Source organism: Pseudorhodoplanes sinuspersici (assembly GCF_002119765.1).
Taxonomy (GTDB): domain Bacteria; phylum Pseudomonadota; class Alphaproteobacteria; order Rhizobiales; family Xanthobacteraceae; genus Pseudorhodoplanes; species Pseudorhodoplanes sinuspersici.
Map to the genome: position 1 here is coordinate 4,378,172 of NZ_CP021112.1, position 16,649 is coordinate 4,394,820.

Here is a 16,649-nt window from a genome sequence, read left to right on the forward strand (position 1 = left end):
CGAAGAGAGACGGGACGGCGAGGGCGCCGTCCCGACCGACGACAGCGAAACCCTTTACGGCCAATGGCTCTTCAGAGCCGGCCGAGGAGAAGACGATGAACCAAGAAATTATGAATCTGTTCAGCCCGCAGGTGCCGGCTCAGGTCTTCGACCAGATCCGCATCTCGATCGCGTCACCTGAGAAGATTCAGTCCTGGTCGTACGGCGAGATCAAGAAGCCGGAAACCATCAACTACCGGACCTTCAAGCCGGAGCGTGATGGCTTGTTCTGTGCGCGCATCTTCGGCCCGATCAAGGACTACGAGTGCTTGTGCGGCAAGTACAAGCGCATGAAGTACAAGGGCATCATCTGCGAGAAGTGCTCGGTCGAAGTCACGCTCTCGCGCGTGCGTCGTGAGCGCATGGGCCATATCGAGCTCGCGGCTCCGGTCGCCCATATCTGGTTCCTGAAGTCGCTGCCGAGCCGCATCGGCCTTCTGCTCGATATGACGCTGAAGGATCTCGAGCGGATTCTGTACTTCGAGTACTACGTCGTTCTGGAGCCGGGCCTCACCCCACTGCAGGACCGTCAGCTCTTGTCCGAAGAGGAATATCTCAAGGCGCAGGACGAATACGGTCAGGACAGCTTCACCGCCATGATCGGCGCGGAAGCGATCCGTGAGATGCTGAAGGCGCTCGACCTGCACAAGATGCAGGCCGATCTGCGCGCCGAAATCGGCGAGACCGATTCTGACATCAAGAAAAAGAAGTTCGCCAAGCGCGTGAAGCTGATCGAAGCGTTCATCGAGTCCGGCAACAAGCCGGAATGGATGATCCTGACGCATGTGCCGGTGATTCCGCCGGACCTGCGCCCGCTCGTTCCGCTCGATGGCGGACGCTTTGCGACCTCGGACCTCAACGACCTGTATCGCCGCGTCATCAACCGCAACAATCGTCTGAAGCGGTTGATCGAACTGCGTGCGCCGGACATCATCATCCGCAACGAGAAGCGCATGCTTCAGGAAGCGGTCGATGCGCTGTTCGACAACGGCCGTCGTGGCCGCGTCATCACCGGCGCCAACAAGCGTCCGCTGAAGTCGCTCGCCGACATGCTGAAAGGCAAACAGGGCCGGTTCCGCCAGAACCTGCTCGGCAAGCGCGTCGACTATTCCGGCCGTTCGGTGATCGTGGTCGGTCCCGAGCTGAAGCTGCATCAGTGTGGCCTGCCGAAGAAGATGGCGCTCGAGCTGTTCAAGCCGTTCATCTATTCGCGGCTTGACGCGAAGGGCCTGTCCACCACCGTGAAGCAGGCGAAGAAGTTGGTCGAGAAGGAGAAGCCCGAGGTTTGGGATATTCTCGACGAGGTCATTCGCGAACATCCGGTGATGCTGAACCGCGCGCCGACGCTGCATCGTCTCGGCATTCAGGCGTTCGAGCCGGTGCTGATCGAAGGCAAGGCGATCCAGCTTCATCCGCTGGTTTGCGCCGCGTTCAACGCCGACTTCGACGGCGACCAGATGGCTGTGCACGTTCCGCTGTCGCTTGAAGCGCAGTTGGAAGCGCGCGTCCTGATGATGTCGACCAACAACATCCTGCATCCGGCGAACGGCCAGCCGATCATCGTGCCGTCGCAGGATATCGTGCTCGGTCTCTATTATCTCTCGCTGATGCGTGACGGTGAGCCGGGTGAAGGCAAGGTGTTCGGCACCATCTCCGACATCGAGCATGCGCTGTCGCAGAAGGTCATTACGCTTCACACCAAGATCAAGTATCGCTGGGTCGGTACCGGTCCGGACGGCAAGCCGTTCAACAAGCTCTACGACACGACACCGGGCCGCGTACTACTCGGCCAGGTGCTGCCGAAGAGCTCGGTTGTCACGTTCGATGTCGTCAACAAGCTGATGACCAAGCGTGAAATCTCGAACATGATCGACACCGTCTACCGTCACTGCGGTCAGAAGGACACGGTCATCTTCTGCGATCGCATCATGGCGCTGGGCTTCCATCACGCTTTCAAGGCCGGCATCTCGTTCGGCAAGGACGACATGGTCGTACCTGAGGCGAAGTGGAAGATCGTCGACAAGACCCGCGAAGAGGCTAAGGACTTTGAGCAGCAATACAATGACGGCCTGATCACGCAGGGTGAGAAGTACAACAAGGTGGTCGACGCCTGGTCGAAATGCACCGAGGCGATTGCCGCCGAGATGATGACCGAGATCTCGACCACCAAGAAGGATCCGAAGACCGGCCGTGAAAAGCAGATCAACTCGATCTACATGATGGCCCATTCCGGAGCGCGCGGCTCGCCCGCCCAGATGCGGCAGCTCGCCGGTATGCGCGGTCTCATGGCCAAGCCGGACGGCTCCATCATCGAGACACCGATCGTCTCGAACTTCAAGGAAGGCCTGACGGTGATGGAGTACTTCAACTCCACCCACGGTGCCCGTAAGGGTCTCGCGGATACGGCGTTGAAGACGGCGAACTCCGGTTACCTGACACGCCGTCTCGTCGACGTGGCGCAGGACTGCATCATCACGTCGTTCGACTGCGGTACGGATGCAGGCATCAAGGTGCGTGCGATCATCGACGCGGGCACCGTGGTGGCATCGCTCGGCATCCGTATCCTGGGTCGCACCACGGCCGAGGATGTGAAGGATCCGGCGACCGGCGAAGTGATCGTGCCGAATGGCACGCTGCTCGGCGAGGCCGAGGTCGACAAGATCACACAGGCGAATGTGCAGGAAGTGCGCATCCGTTCGGTGCTGACCTGTGCCTCGACTGCCGGTGTCTGCGCGGCTTGCTACGGACGCGATCTGGCCCGTGGTACGCCCGTCAACATGGGCGAAGCGGTTGGCGTCATCGCGGCGCAGTCGATCGGTGAGCCCGGCACCCAGCTCACGATGCGTACGTTCCATATCGGTGGCGCGGCGCAGATCAACGAGCAGTCGTTCATCGAGTCGAATTTCGAAGGCACGATCAGGCTGAAGGCGAAGGACAAGCAAGCCAACGCCGTGATCAAGAATTCGGAAGGCGCTCTCATCGTGATGAGCCGCAACGTCACGCTTGCGGTCGTCGATCCTGACGGCACCGAGCGGGCGACCCATCGTCTGCCTTATGGCGCGCGTCTGCGCGTCAATGAGGGCGATGTGGTGAAGCGCGGACAGCGTATGGCGGAATGGGATCCTTATACCCGTCCGATCATCACCGAAGTGGACGGTTTCGCCGAACTGGAAGATCTGGTCGAAGGTCAGTCGGTTGCGGAAACGCAGGACGAATCCACCGGCATCACCAAGCGCGTGGTGACCGATTGGCGTACGTCCCAGCGTGCGGCGGATCTGCGCCCGGCGATCGCGATCAAGGACAAGGACGGCAAGGTCCTCAAGCTGGCCCGCGGTGGCGACGCTCGCTATCCGCTGGCGATCGACGCGATTCTTTCGGTTGACCAAGGCGCGGCCGTGTATGCAGGCGACGTCATCGCCCGTATCCCGACCGAGAGTGCCAAGACCCGCGACATCACCGGCGGTCTGCCGCGGGTGGCGGAGCTGTTCGAGGCGCGTCGTCCGAAGGAAGCGGCGGTCATCGCCGAAATCTCCGGTACGATCCGCTTTGGCCGCGACTATAAGAACAAGCGTCGCATTTCGATTGAGCCTGCGGAGCAGGATGTCGAGCCGGTCGAGTATCTGATCCCGAAAGGCAAGCACATCCATCTTCAGGATGGCGACCTGATCGAGAAAGGTGACTCCATCGTCGAAGGCAATCCGGCGCCGCACGACATTCTGGCGATCAAGGGCGTCGAGGAACTCGCCGCCTATCTGGTCAACGAAATCCAGGAGGTCTATCGGTTGCAGGGCGTGGGCATCAACGACAAGCACATCGAGGTGATTGTCCGTCAGATGCTGCAGAAGGTGGAGATCGACGACTCGGGCGAGACCGACCTGATCCAGGGCGAGCAGCTCGACCGTGTCGAGATGGACCAGATCAACGCCAAGGCGGTGGAGCAGGGCAAGAAGCCGGCGACCGGCACACCGGTTCTGCTCGGCATCACCAAGGCTTCGCTGCAGACGCGATCCTTCATCTCGGCGGCGTCGTTCCAGGAGACCACGCGCGTGCTGACGGAGGCTGCCGTTAACGGCAAGGCCGACACGCTCGACGGCCTCAAGGAAAACGTCATCGTTGGCCGCCTGATCCCGGCGGGCACCGGAGCTATGATGAGCACGCTGCGCGAAATCGCCACCAAGCGCGACTCGCTCATTCTGGACGAGCGCGAGAAGGAAGCGGTGAAGCCGGTCGAAACGCCGGCGCTGCCGGCGGCGGAATAACACTTCGCATTCGCGACACGAATGGAAAAGGCCGCTCTTCGGAGCGGCCTTTTTCGTGGGTAATGGCCTCTAGAGCATGAGGCCGAAAAGTGCGAAGCGGCTTTCGGACGACATCATGCTCCAACTTATTAGAATCGATCACGTTTATGATTTTGGATCGATTCGATCCAAAATCATCGTGATCTAGGGGCGGCGTGACGGTGGGTCTGCGATTATCGTCTACATGGGAGCAGTTTTTCGTTTTGCTTTTATTTTTTCTGTAATTTGATACCGTTCGCGGCTTTTCAAATTAACGGCCCGCGCAAGCCATGCCGAGTTTTTCAACCGACGATCTGCCGCAACACGAGCGCTTCACGCATTGGCGTGAAGTGCGCGCCAAGAACATCTTCGGCGTCAGCATCGATCTCGACAAGGATCAGCACGCGCAGTTTCATGGCCGCTGCTCCGCGATGTCCATCGGCGGCGCGGCGCTCGTTGAAATGCATGCGTCATCCTATCATGTGACGCGTACCGAACGGGATATCGCACGCTCGCCGAGCGACTCCCTTTGCATCTATCAGCAGCTTGATGGCGGTGGCTGGTTCGAAGCAGGCGGTAGCGAATTTATTGTTTCGGCCGGCTCGCTCGCGACAAGTCATTCCGATCTGCCGTACAAGACGACGCCGACAACGGATGCCGGTTTCCATCTGCGGCTGGTGAAAATTCCGTTCGCGCGCTGCAAGGCGCTGATCGAGCGTGAGCAGGATCTGCCGGCGCGGCCGCTGCATGTTGAGCCCGGCCTCACAACGTTGTTCGCGGATTATTTCTCATCCTTTGTCGAGCAGGCGCCGCATCTGTATGGCGCAGGGGCGGAAGCTGCTGTGCAGACGCTGGCGCAACTCGCGATCGTCGCACGCGGCATGGCCGCGCCGCAGGAGCAACGCAGCCGCAATGCCATTCGCGCCGGTCTTTTGCAGAAAGCGCGACAAACCATCGAGAACAACATCGACCGATCCCATCTGTCGCCGGCGACGATCGCCGGCCTGCTCGGCATTTCAGTTCGTCAGCTTCACCTGTTGTTTGAACCGACGGGAACGACTTACGCGCGTTATGTTCTGTCGCGCCGCCTCGAACATGCGCGCCTGTTATTGAGCCAGCTGCCACCACGTCCTGTTGCCGATATCGCTTATGCCTGCGGCTTCGACAGTCTTTCGACTTTCTATCGCAGCTTCCGGACCGCCTTCGGCCTGTCGCCGGCGGATTTTCGCGATCTGCAAAAGTAGATCGTTGTCCTCAACGACAATTCGTCTGCATCCCGGGTGAGGCGCTTTCTCCAGACGCCATTCGTCGTTCGATCGTTATCTCAACCTGAAATCATTCCGGGCCAAGCCGGAAAGAGCGTGATTTGCACGCAATGGGATACGCTTTTGCACGCAACGAGACGACAATTCGCAATGGATTTGGCAGATAGCGTCCGCGTTTTAAGTGTCCCTGCCACAGATTATTTCGAAGGAACAAATTTATGAAATCGGTTCTCACTCTGGCCGCTGTAGCAGCCACGTTTGTCACCATCTCGTCATCCCATCCGGCGCTGGCGCAGCAGAACGCCGACGACGTCAAATGGATCAAGGAATGCGTCGAGGATAACAAGGACGAGGGGCAGACGGCTCCTGTCATTCTCGGCTACTGCACCTGCATGAACAACAAGATGTCGTCGAACGAAACGCGTTCGATCACGCAATGGGAAAAGTCCAATCCGCGCGCTGTGGAAGCCTGTGCTCGTCAGGCGGGTTGGAGAGGCCGGTAATCGTCGCAGCGATGCAGCGCAGCAATATGGTCGGATGCACGAACGTAAATCGTTTTCGATTGCGTCCGAGTCCGTCCATCACGCGGCCTTCACACGATTGTGGTTGTCGGATGCGCTGCGATGTGAGGATGTCGCTGGAAATCAGACGTCAGTTGCTCTTTGATGTCTCTGCCACTTGCTCAAGTTCTTTGCGGACTTGCACGAAATGGGCGTCGCCTTGCGCGCAAGTGAGACGACACACGTGCGGTGATCTGCAAAAAAAGCCGCGAGTTCTTCGACTTTTCATCACCAAACAATTTTCAAGTTCGATAGCGCTCGGACCTCGGCCGCGCGGCGTCTGGTTTTCGCCGCGGTCACGGAAATTCCGATCTGGCATGACGCGCCGTTTTTGCGCGTTCGAACGGGCGAGGGTGTCCCATAGCGGCACAGCCGCGCCGAGCGCTGCGATCCGGAAAACCGGTGGCGGCTGGGGCGAGGCCGCCGCCTGAGGCCGGCGCATCCCGGCCAACCGCCGTTGCTGGCGCGCACCACAGGTCACGCCGGAGATTGCACCGGCGGGCCGAGGCGGCAATTATGCTGTTCTTAGGTGCTATATTGCTTCCGCATGGGCGCTGGCCAAGCGATGATGCGCCGGGCGGTCACGATGACGTGCCAGAAAGCCCCGATAATTCAGGCTTCTTTGCTTGACTTGGCCGATTCTCGCTTATACAACCCGCCCACCTTACGGCAGGCGGTGAGTTTCGCCTCGTCGGCACGGCCACCCAAAAACGACACCTAAGCCATTGAGTTTTAAGCTCTTCTGGCTGTCGTGGACGGCGACCAAAAGCCTCGACGAATGAACCTCAGACGCTGTCGTTGATGGCAAGAAAGTTAGTTCGAGACTCATGATCGCACAGCATTCGCCGTGCGGTCCTCTGAAACGCGAAGCGCCATTCCGCAAAACCGGGGCGGATGGCGTGAATTTCTTTTGCGCGTGTGAACGCGTGTCCCGGCGAGGGGCTTTGGTGCCCCGCACGGTGAGGATGAAGGCTTAAATCGTATGCCGACGATCAACCAGTTGATCCGCAAGGGTCGCGTAAAACCGACCTACCGCAACACGGTGCCGGCCCTGCAGGCTGCTCCGCAAAAGCGTGGCGTGTGCACGCGCGTCTATACGACCACTCCGAAGAAGCCGAACTCGGCGCTTCGCAAGGTCGCAAAGGTGCGTCTGACCAATGGTTTCGAGGTAATCGGTTACATTCCGGGTGAAGGCCATAACCTTCAGGAGCACTCGGTGGTCATGATCCGCGGCGGCCGCGTGAAGGACCTTCCGGGCGTTCGTTATCACATCCTCCGCGGCGTCCTCGACACCCAGGGCGTCAAGAACCGCAAGCAACGCCGTTCGAAATACGGCGCGAAACGGCCGAAGTGAGGTAGCGCGTCATGTCCCGTCGTCACTCCGCCGAGAAGCGCGAAATCAATCCGGACCCGAAGTTCGGTAATCTCGTCGTTTCGAAGTTCATGAATTCGCTGATGTATGACGGCAAGAAGTCTGCCGCCGAGCGCATCGTCTATGGCGCTTTCGACATCATCGAAGGCAAGACCAAAGGCAATCCGCTGCAGGTCTTCCAGCAGGCTCTGGACAATGTGATGCCGTCGATCGAAGTGCGCTCGCGCCGCGTCGGTGGTGCGACCTATCAGGTGCCGGTTGAAGTGCGCTCGACCCGCCGTCAGGCGCTCGGCATCCGCTGGCTGATTTCGGCGGCGCGCGATCGTAACGAAAAGACCATGATGGATCGGCTCTCGGCTGAGTTGCTCGATGCATCGAACAACCGTGGAAACGCCGTGAAGAAGCGGGAAGACGTGCACCGGATGGCGGAAGCCAACCGCGCGTTCTCGCATTATCGCTGGTAATCGGCTTTCAGGACACTCGACATGCCCCGTCTCCACGCCATTGAGGACTACCGCAACTTCGGCATCATGGCCCACATCGATGCTGGAAAAACCACGACCACGGAGCGGATCCTCTATTACACCGGCAAGAGCCACAAGATCGGCGAGGTGCATGAAGGCGCCGCGACGATGGACTGGATGGAGCAGGAGCAAGAGCGCGGCATCACCATTACGTCAGCCGCGACCACCGCATTCTGGAACGGCAAGCGCCTCAACATCATCGACACCCCGGGTCACGTGGACTTCACCATTGAAGTCGAGCGTTCGCTGCGCGTGCTCGATGGCGCCGTCGTCGTGCTGGACGGCAACCAGGGTGTCGAGCCGCAGACCGAAACCGTGTGGCGTCAGGGCGACAAGTATCGCGTTCCGCGTATCGTCTTCGCCAACAAGATGGACAAGATCGGCGCCGACTTCTTCAAGTGTCTCGATGACATCGTGAAGCGTCTGGGCGCTCGTCCGATCGCGATCCAGCTTCCGATCGGTTCTGAGAATAACTTTAAGGGTCTCGTCGATCTCGTCCGCATGAAGGCGGTGGTGTGGGAAGACGAAGCCCTCGGTGCGAAGTACAACGACATCGACATTCCGGCCGATCTGCTCGATCAGGCCAAGGAATATCGCGAGAAGATGATCGAAGCCGCCGTCGAACTCGACGACGATGCGATGACCGCCTATCTCGAAGGTAACGAACCTTCCGAAGAAACGCTGAAAAAGCTGCTCCGCAAGGCGGTGCTGACTGGCGCCTTCTATCCGGTGCTCTGCGGTTCGGCCTTCAAGAACAAGGGCGTGCAGCCGCTGCTCGACGCAGTCGTCGATTATCTGCCGTCGCCGATCGACGTTCCGGCTATCAAGGGTACAGACGACCACGGCAACGAGATCGTCCGCAAGGCCGATGACAAGGAGCCGATGTCGCTCCTGGCATTCAAGATCATGGACGATCCGTTCGTCGGCACGATCACGTTCTGCCGTATCTATTCGGGTATTCTGCAGAGCGGCACCGGCGTCATCAATTCGACGCGCGAGCGCAAGGAGCGGGTGGGGCGCATGCTGCTGATGCATGCGAATAACCGCGAAGACATCAAGGAAGCTTACGCCGGCGACATCGTCGCGTTGGCCGGCCTCAAGGAAACCCGCACGGGCGACACGTTGTGCGATCCCGACAAGCCGGTGATCCTCGAGAAGATGGAATTCCCCGAGCCAGTGATCGAGATCGCGATCGAGCCGAAGTCGAAGGCCGACCAGGAAAAGCTCGGCGTTGCCCTGGCGAAGCTCGCTGCGGAGGATCCGTCCTTCCGCGTGTCGACCGATCAGGAAAGCGGCCAGACCATTCTGAAGGGAATGGGCGAACTGCATCTGGACATTAAGGTCGATATCCTGAAGCGGACCTACAAGGTGGATGCGAATATCGGTGCGCCGCAGGTGGCGTTCCGCGAGCGCATCACCAGGCCGGCCGAAGTTGATTACACCCACAAGAAGCAGACCGGCGGTACCGGCCAGTTCGCACGGGTGAAGTTCATCGTCGAGCCGAACGAGCCGGGCAAGGGCTTCGAATTCGAGTCGAAGATCGTTGGCGGCGCGGTGCCGAAGGAATACATCCCCGGTGTCGAAAAAGGCCTCAACAGCGTTCTTGGTGCGGGCGTGGTCGCCGGCTTCCCGGTCGTCGACGTGAAGGTGCAGCTGGTCGACGGCGCGTACCACGAAGTCGACTCGTCGGCGCTGGCCTTCGAAATCGCCTCGCGCGCTGCCTTCCGTGACGCACTGCAGAAGGGCAAGTCGGTCCTGCTCGAGCCGATCATGAAGGTCGAGGTCGTGACGCCGGAAGACTACACCGGTTCGGTGATCGGCGATCTCAACTCGCGGCGCGGCCAGATCCAGGGTCAGGACATGCGCGGCAACGCCAATGTCATCGACGCCATGGTGCCGCTGATGAACATGTTCGGCTACGTCAACACGCTTCGCTCGATGAGCCAGGGGCGGGCGACGTTCACGATGCAATTCGATCATTACGCAGAGGCGCCGGCGAACGTCTCGGCTGATGTTCAGAAGAAATACGCTTAATCGACTACCTGTTTAGACCAACCGTCAGAAAGACCCGGAAGGGAGAGTTCTATGGCTAAAGAGAAATTCAACCGCAGCAAGCCGCACTGCAATATCGGCACCATCGGTCACGTCGACCATGGCAAGACGTCGTTGACGGCTGCGATCACGAAGGTTCTGGCGGAGTCGGGCGGTGCGTCCTTCACGGCCTATGACCAGATCGACAAGGCGCCGGAAGAGAAGGCGCGCGGCATCACCATCTCGACCGCTCACGTCGAGTATGAGACGCCGAACCGTCACTATGCGCACGTCGACTGCCCTGGCCACGCCGACTACGTGAAGAACATGATCACCGGTGCGGCGCAGATGGACGGCGCGATCCTCGTCGTGTCGGCTGCTGACGGCCCGATGCCGCAGACCCGCGAGCACATCCTGCTCGCCCGCCAGGTCGGCGTGCCGGCGCTCGTCGTGTTCCTGAACAAGGTCGACATGGTCGACGATCCGGAGCTGCTCGAGCTCGTCGAACTCGAAGTGCGCGAGCTTCTCTCCAAGTACAATTTCCCGGGCGACACGATCCCGATCATCAAGGGCTCGGCTCTCTGCGCTCTCGAAGACAAGGATCCGAAGCTCGGCCATGACGCTGTGCTTGAGCTGATGAAGGCGGTGGACGATTACATTCCGCAGCCGGAGCGTCCGATCGATCAGCCGTTCCTGATGCCGGTTGAAGACGTGTTCTCGATCTCGGGCCGCGGCACTGTGTGCACCGGTCGCGTCGAGCGCGGCATCGTGAAGGTCGGTGAGGAAGTCGAGATCGTCGGTCTGAAGCCGACGCTGAAGACGACTGTTACCGGCGTTGAAATGTTCCGCAAGCTGCTCGATCAGGGCCAGGCGGGCGACAACATCGGCGCGCTGCTGCGCGGCACCAAGCGCGAGGAAGTCGAGCGCGGCCAGGTGCTCTGCAAGCCGGGCTCGGTGAAGCCGCACACGAAGTTCAAGGCCGAAGCCTACATCCTCACCAAGGAAGAGGGTGGCCGCCACACGCCGTTCTTCACCAACTACCGTCCGCAATTCTATTTCCGCACGACCGACGTGACCGGCATCGTGCATCTGCCGGAAGGCACGGAAATGGTGATGCCGGGCGACAACATCGCGATGGAAGTGCACCTGATCGTGCCGATCGCGATGGAAGAGAAGCTCCGCTTCGCTATCCGCGAAGGTGGCCGCACCGTCGGCGCCGGCGTGGTTGCAAGCATCATCGAGTAACTGAAGTGTCGCCCTCCGCGAAAGCGGAGGGCCCAGTATCCCGCGAGGTCGCGGGTGAACTGAGACGTTAGCGATTACTGGGTCGGCCGCCGTCGCGGACGATGACAGTTCAGAGAGAAACGACAATGAACGGCCAGAATATCCGGATCCGGCTCAAGGCGTTCGATCACCGCATCCTCGATGCGTCGACGCGCGAGATCGTCAACACTGCCAAGCGCACAGGCGCGCAGGTGCGTGGGCCGATTCCGCTGCCGACCAAGATCGAGAAGTTCACGGTGAACCGCTCGCCTCACATCGACAAGAAGAGCCGTGAACAGTTCGAAATGCGCACGCATAAGCGTCTTTTGGACATCGTCGATCCGACGCCCCAGACGGTGGACGCGCTGATGAAGCTCGACCTCGCCGCAGGCGTCGACGTCGAGATCAAACTCTGAGCCGGCATAAGGAAACGAAGCCATGCGCACCGGAGTGGTCGCAAAGAAGGTCGGAATGACGCGGGTCTTCACTGAGGCCGGCGAGCATGTGCCGGTAACGGTGCTGGAGCTCGCAGGCTGCCAGGTTGTCGGCCATCGCACGAAAGACAAGAACGGTTATGTCGCGCTGCAGCTTGGCGCCGGCACCCGCAAGGTCAAGAACGTGTCGAAAGCCGAACGCGGCAATTTCGCCATCGCCAAAGTCGAGCCCAAGAGCAAGATCGTGGAATTCCGCGTCAGCGATGACGGCGTAATCCCGGTCGGCGCGGAGATCACCGCCGATCACTTCGTGGTTGGTCAGTATGTCGACGTCACCGGCACCTCGATCGGCAAGGGTTTTGCCGGCGGCATGAAGCGCTGGAATTTCGGCGGTCTGCGGGCCTCGCATGGTGTGTCGATCTCGCACCGTTCGATCGGTTCGACCGGTGGCCGTCAGGATCCCGGAAAGACCTTTAAAAACAAGAAGATGCCCGGCCATATGGGTGTTGAGCGCGTGACCACGCTCAACCTCAAGGTGGTGCAGACCGACATCGAGCGCGGTTTAATCCTCGTAGAAGGGGCGGTGCCCGGCTCGAAAGGTGGCTGGATCACCGTCAGAGATGCGGTGAAGAAGGCTCTTCCGAAGGACGCAGCCAAGCCTGGCAAATTCCGCGAGACCGGTGCGTCGAATGGCGTCGCCGAGACCCCGGCTGCTGCCGAGCCAGCGGCTGAAGCCGAGACGAAAGAGGGCGCGTGATGGAACTCAAGATGCTCTCGCTCGACGGCAACGAGGCCGGCGCCGTCACGCTGAACAAGGACATTTTCGGGCTCGAACCGCGCCCGGATCTGATCCACCGTTGCGTCGTGTGGCAGCTCGCCAAGCGCCGCGCCGGCACGCACAAGGTCAAGACCCGCGGCGAAATCGCCCGCACCGGCAAGAAGCTGGCGGCGCAGAAGGGCACCGGCGGCGCGCGTCACGGCTCGCACCGCGTGAACTTGTTCCGCGGCGGTGGCCGTTCGTTTGGTCCGGTTGTGCGCAGCCACGAAATCGGTCTGCCGAAGAAGGTGCGGGCGCTCGCGCTCAAGCACGCTCTGTCGGCGAAGGCCAAGGATGGCGGCCTGATCGTGCTCGACAAGGCCGCCATGACCGAAGCCAAGACCAAGGCTTTGTCGGAACACTTCTCGAAGCTCGACATCGTCAATGCGCTGATCATTGACGGCACCGAGATCGATACGAATTTCCGCAACGCCGCCCGCAACATTCCGCACGTCGATGTGCTGCCGATCCAGGGCATCAACGTCTACGACATTCTTCGTCATGGAAAGCTGGTGCTGACCAAGGCGGCCCTTGATGCGCTGGAGGCGCGCTTCAAATGAGCACGAAAGATCCGCGCCATTACGACGTGATCCTTTCGCCAGTGATCACCGAAAAGTCGACCGCCGCCTCCGAGTACAACAAGGTTGTGTTCAAGGTCCGCGGCACAGCGACCAAGCCGCAGATCAAGGATGCGGTCGAGAAGCTGTTCGATGTGAAGGTGAAAGCCGTCAATACGCTGGTCCGCAAGGGCAAGCTGAAGGTGTTCAAAGGCAATCTCGGCGTCCAGTCGCCGAGCAAGCGCGCGATCGTGACCCTTGAAGAAGGTCATCGCATCGACGTGACGACAGGCCTGTGACGAGCGCGGCAAGGAACGAGTCATGGCACTAAAAAAATACAAGCCGACCACGCCGAGCCAGCGCCAATTGGTGCTGGTGGATCGCTCGGGTCTGTACAAGGGCGCGCCGGTCAAGACGCTGACCGAAGGCAAGCACTCGACCGGTGGCCGCAACAATAACGGCCGCATCACCACGCGTTTCCGCGGCGGCGGTCACAAGCAGGCCTATCGCATCATCGACTTCAAGCGTCGCAAGGCCGACGTTGCGGCGAAGGTGGAGCGGCTCGAATACGATCCGAACCGCACCGCGTTCATCGCGCTGGTGAAGTACGATGACGGTGAGCTCGCCTATATCCTGGCGGTGCAGCGCATGGCCGTCGGCGACACGATCGTCTCCGGCGAGAACGTCGACGTGAAGCCGGGCAACGCGATGCCGGCCGGCAACATTCCGGTTGGCACCATCGTGCACAATGTCGAGCTGAAGATCGGCAAGGGTGGGCAGATCGCCCGTTCGGCCGGTTCTTACGCCCAGATCGTTGGCCGCGATGGCGAATACGTGATCCTGCGCCTCAACTCGGGCGAGCAACGCCTCGTGCATGGCCGCTGCATGGCGACCATCGGCGCGGTGTCGAACCCCGACCACATGAATACCTCGATCGGCAAGGCGGGGCGTACCCGCTGGCTTGGCCGCCGTCCGCACAATCGCGGCGTCACCATGAACCCGGTCGACCATCCGCATGGTGGTGGTGAAGGTCGTACGTCCGGTGGCCGTCATCCGGTCACGCCGTGGGGCTTCCCCACGAAGGGCAAGAAGACCCGCACCAACAAGTCCACCACCAAATTCATCGTTTCGAGCCGCCACGCTCGGAAAAAGAAGAAGTAAGGAACGACCGTCATGGCGCGCTCGGTCTGGAAGGGTCCATTTGTCGACGGCTATCTGCTGAAGAAGGCAGACAAGACGCGTTCGTCGGGACGGCACGAGGTCATCAAGATCTGGAGCCGGCGCTCGACGATCCTGCCGCAATTCGTGGGCCTGACTTTCGGTGTCTACAACGGCCAGAAGCACGTACCGGTGCAGGTGTCCGAAGAAATGGTCGGTCACAAGTTCGGCGAGTTTTCGCCGACGCGTACGTTTCATGGCCATGCGTCGGACCGCAAGGCCAAGCGCGGTCCGGGCGCTTAAGAGTTTGAGAGGATAGGGTCATGGGCAAGACAGCGCGCGAACGCACGCTTCCCGACAACGAGGCCAAGGCCGTCACCCGCAACATCCGGGTGTCGCCTCAGAAGCTCAATCTCGTCGCGCAATTGATCCGCGGCAAGAAGGTTGCGACTGCGCTGAACGATCTGCAGTTCTCGCGCAAGCGCATCGCGGTCGACGTGAAGAAGTGCCTGGAATCGGCGATCGCCAATGCCGAGAACAATCACGACCTCGACGTCGACGATCTGATCGTTGCCCAGGCCCATGTCGGCAAGGCGATGGTGATGAAGCGCTGGTCGCCGCGCGGCCGCGGCCGTTCGGGCAAGATTTTGAAGCCATTCTCGCATCTGACGATCGTCGTTCGTCAGGTCGAGGCCAAGGCTGCTTAAGGAGAATTAGGATGGGTCAGAAGATCAATCCGATCGGGCTTCGCCTCGGCATCAACCGGACCTGGGACTCGCGCTGGTACGCTGGCAAGACCGAGTACGGTACGCTGCTGCACGAGGACATGGCGATCCGCAAGGAACTGATGAAGCAGCTCAAGCAGGCCGCCGTTTCGAAGATCGTGATCGAGCGCCCGCACAAGAAGTGCCGGGTGACGATCTACTCGGCTCGTCCGGGTGTTGTGATCGGCAAGAAGGGCTCCGATATCGAGAAGCTGCGCAAGTCGGTTGCGAAGCTGACCTCGAGCGATGTGGTCATCAACATCGTCGAAATCCGTAAGCCGGAACTCGATGCGCAGCTCGTCGCTGAATCGATCGCCCAGCAGCTCGAGCGCCGCGTGGCTTTCCGCCGTGCGATGAAACGTGCGGTGCAGACCGCGATGCGTCTCGGTGCCGAGGGTATCCGCATCAACTGCTCGGGCCGTCTCGGCGGTGCCGAAATCGCGCGTCTTGAATGGTATCGTGAAGGCCGGGTGCCGCTGCATACGCTGCGCGCCGATGTCGATTACGGCGTTGCGACGGCTTTCACCACCTACGGCACCTGCGGCGTGAAGGTCTGGATCTTCAAGGGCGAGATCCTCGAACACGACTCGATGGCGCAGGACAAGAAGATGAACGAAGGCGGTAGCGATGCGGGGCGTCCGCGCCGCGAAATGACCGCCGGATAACGAGTTAAAGTCATGCTGCAACCAAAGCGCACCAAGTTTCGCAAGGCCTTCAAGGGACGCATCCACGGCGTCGCGACGTCGGGCACTGCGCTCGACTTCGGCCAGTTCGGCCTGAAGGCGATGGAGCCTGAGCGCGTCACCGCGCGCCAGATCGAGGCCGCTCGTCGTGCTCTGACGCGTCATATGAAGCGCGCCGGCCGCGTGTGGATCCGCATCTTCCCGGACGTGCCGGTGTCGAAGAAGCCGATCGAAGTCCGCATGGGCAAGGGCAAGGGTACCCCGGAATTGTGGGTGGCCCGTGTGAAGCCCGGCCGCGTGATTTTCGAGATCGACGGCGTGCCGATCGAACTCGCCAAGGAAGCGCTGACGCTGGCCGCCGCCAAGCTTCCGATCAAGACGCGCTTCGTTGCGCGTATCGCGGAGTAACGAGCATGAAGATCGCAGACGTCCGCGTGATGAGCGTCGACCAGCTCGACGACGAAGTGCTGAAGCTGAAGAAAGAGCAGTTCAACCTGCGCTTCCAGCGTGCCACCGGCCAGCTTGAGAACACCTCGCGCGTTCGCCAGGTGCGCCGCGATATCGCGCGTCTGAAGACGGTCGCGCGTCAGAAGAATACGAAGAAGGATTGAGGGGTCAAAGATGCCAAAGCGTCAGTTGCATGGCCTCGTCGTGAGCGACAAGCAGGACAAGACGGTCATCGTGAGCGTCGAGCGCCGTTTTACGCACCCGGTTTTGAAAAAGACCATCCGGCGTACGACCAAGTACCACGCTCATGACGAGACCAACGAATACTCGGTCGGCGACATGGTCTGGATCGAAGAGCACAAGCCGATTTCAAAGCTCAAGCGCTGGTCTGTGACCCAGGGCGAAAAGAAAAAGAAGGTGCTGTGAGCTTTTCTCGCAGCGAATGAAGGATTGGGTGT

Annotated in this window: 18 protein-coding genes; all 18 read left to right on the forward strand. The window is 60.5% G+C overall.

Annotation, left to right across the window (positions count from 1 at the left end; genetic code table 11):
* Positions 1-95: 95 nt before the first annotated feature.
* The 18 genes from rpoC (at position 96) to rpsQ (ending at position 16,617) form a co-directional block, all read left to right on the forward strand.
* Positions 96-4,298 carry a DNA-directed RNA polymerase subunit beta' gene (gene rpoC / locus CAK95_RS21225; protein WP_086089725.1) on the forward strand — a complete coding sequence of 1,401 codons (4,203 nt, stop codon included), beginning with the start codon at positions 96-98 and terminating at the stop codon, positions 4,296-4,298.
* A gap of 308 nt (positions 4,299-4,606) precedes the next feature.
* Complete coding sequence (locus CAK95_RS21230) at positions 4,607-5,560, forward strand: AraC family transcriptional regulator (RefSeq protein ID WP_086089726.1); 954 nt, start codon at positions 4,607-4,609, stop codon at positions 5,558-5,560.
* 239 nt (positions 5,561-5,799) lie between these two features.
* Entirely contained in the window at positions 5,800-6,084 is a 285-nt protein-coding gene (locus CAK95_RS21235; RefSeq protein ID WP_086089727.1) for a hypothetical protein, read from the forward strand.
* Positions 6,085-7,123: 1,039 nt separating this feature from the next.
* The gene (gene rpsL, locus CAK95_RS21240; protein ID WP_086089728.1) at positions 7,124-7,495 is read left to right on the forward strand and encodes a 30S ribosomal protein S12; all 372 of its coding nucleotides are present in this window, start codon (positions 7,124-7,126) and stop codon (positions 7,493-7,495) included.
* Between the two features lie 11 nt (positions 7,496-7,506).
* Complete coding sequence (rpsG, locus tag CAK95_RS21245) at positions 7,507-7,977, forward strand: 30S ribosomal protein S7 (protein WP_086089729.1); 471 nt, start codon at positions 7,507-7,509, stop codon at positions 7,975-7,977.
* 21 nt (positions 7,978-7,998) lie between these two features.
* On the forward strand, positions 7,999-10,071 hold the full coding sequence (gene fusA, locus CAK95_RS21250) for an elongation factor G (RefSeq protein ID WP_086089730.1): 2,073 nt from the start codon (positions 7,999-8,001) through the stop codon (positions 10,069-10,071).
* Between the two features lie 51 nt (positions 10,072-10,122).
* The gene (gene tuf, locus CAK95_RS21255; protein WP_086089731.1) at positions 10,123-11,313 is read left to right on the forward strand and encodes an elongation factor Tu; all 1,191 of its coding nucleotides are present in this window, start codon (positions 10,123-10,125) and stop codon (positions 11,311-11,313) included.
* Positions 11,314-11,438: 125 nt separating this feature from the next.
* The gene (gene rpsJ, locus CAK95_RS21260; RefSeq protein WP_086089732.1) at positions 11,439-11,747 is read left to right on the forward strand and encodes a 30S ribosomal protein S10; all 309 of its coding nucleotides are present in this window, start codon (positions 11,439-11,441) and stop codon (positions 11,745-11,747) included.
* Between the two features lie 22 nt (positions 11,748-11,769).
* Positions 11,770-12,522, forward strand: a complete 753-nt coding sequence (rplC, locus tag CAK95_RS21265; RefSeq protein ID WP_086089733.1) for a 50S ribosomal protein L3 — start codon at positions 11,770-11,772, stop codon at positions 12,520-12,522.
* The gene (gene rplD, locus CAK95_RS21270) at positions 12,522-13,142 is read left to right on the forward strand and encodes a 50S ribosomal protein L4 (RefSeq protein ID WP_086089734.1); all 621 of its coding nucleotides are present in this window, start codon (positions 12,522-12,524) and stop codon (positions 13,140-13,142) included. Before rplC ends, rplD begins: the two co-directional genes overlap by 1 nt.
* Positions 13,139-13,438 carry a 50S ribosomal protein L23 gene (locus CAK95_RS21275; protein ID WP_086089735.1) on the forward strand — a complete coding sequence of 100 codons (300 nt, stop codon included), beginning with the start codon at positions 13,139-13,141 and terminating at the stop codon, positions 13,436-13,438. The genes rplD and CAK95_RS21275 overlap by 4 nt, the downstream gene beginning before the upstream one ends.
* A 22-nt stretch (positions 13,439-13,460) precedes the next feature.
* Positions 13,461-14,300 carry a 50S ribosomal protein L2 gene (gene rplB, locus CAK95_RS21280; RefSeq protein ID WP_086089736.1) on the forward strand — a complete coding sequence of 280 codons (840 nt, stop codon included), beginning with the start codon at positions 13,461-13,463 and terminating at the stop codon, positions 14,298-14,300.
* A gap of 12 nt (positions 14,301-14,312) precedes the next feature.
* Positions 14,313-14,600, forward strand: a complete 288-nt coding sequence (gene rpsS / locus CAK95_RS21285; RefSeq protein WP_086089737.1) for a 30S ribosomal protein S19 — start codon at positions 14,313-14,315, stop codon at positions 14,598-14,600.
* Positions 14,601-14,620: 20 nt separating this feature from the next.
* Entirely contained in the window at positions 14,621-15,004 is a 384-nt protein-coding gene (gene rplV / locus CAK95_RS21290) for a 50S ribosomal protein L22 (RefSeq protein ID WP_086089738.1), read from the forward strand.
* A gap of 11 nt (positions 15,005-15,015) precedes the next feature.
* Positions 15,016-15,726 (forward strand): 30S ribosomal protein S3, encoded by a 711-nt coding sequence (gene rpsC, locus CAK95_RS21295; protein ID WP_086089739.1) that lies wholly within the window; start codon positions 15,016-15,018, stop codon positions 15,724-15,726.
* A gap of 12 nt (positions 15,727-15,738) precedes the next feature.
* Entirely contained in the window at positions 15,739-16,152 is a 414-nt protein-coding gene (rplP, locus tag CAK95_RS21300) for a 50S ribosomal protein L16 (RefSeq protein ID WP_086089740.1), read from the forward strand.
* A 5-nt stretch (positions 16,153-16,157) separates the two neighbouring features.
* Positions 16,158-16,355, forward strand: a complete 198-nt coding sequence (rpmC, locus tag CAK95_RS21305; RefSeq protein ID WP_086089741.1) for a 50S ribosomal protein L29 — start codon at positions 16,158-16,160, stop codon at positions 16,353-16,355.
* Positions 16,356-16,365: 10 nt separating this feature from the next.
* Positions 16,366-16,617, forward strand: a complete 252-nt coding sequence (gene rpsQ, locus CAK95_RS21310) for a 30S ribosomal protein S17 (protein WP_086089742.1) — start codon at positions 16,366-16,368, stop codon at positions 16,615-16,617.
* The last annotated feature ends 32 nt before the right edge of the window (positions 16,618-16,649 follow it).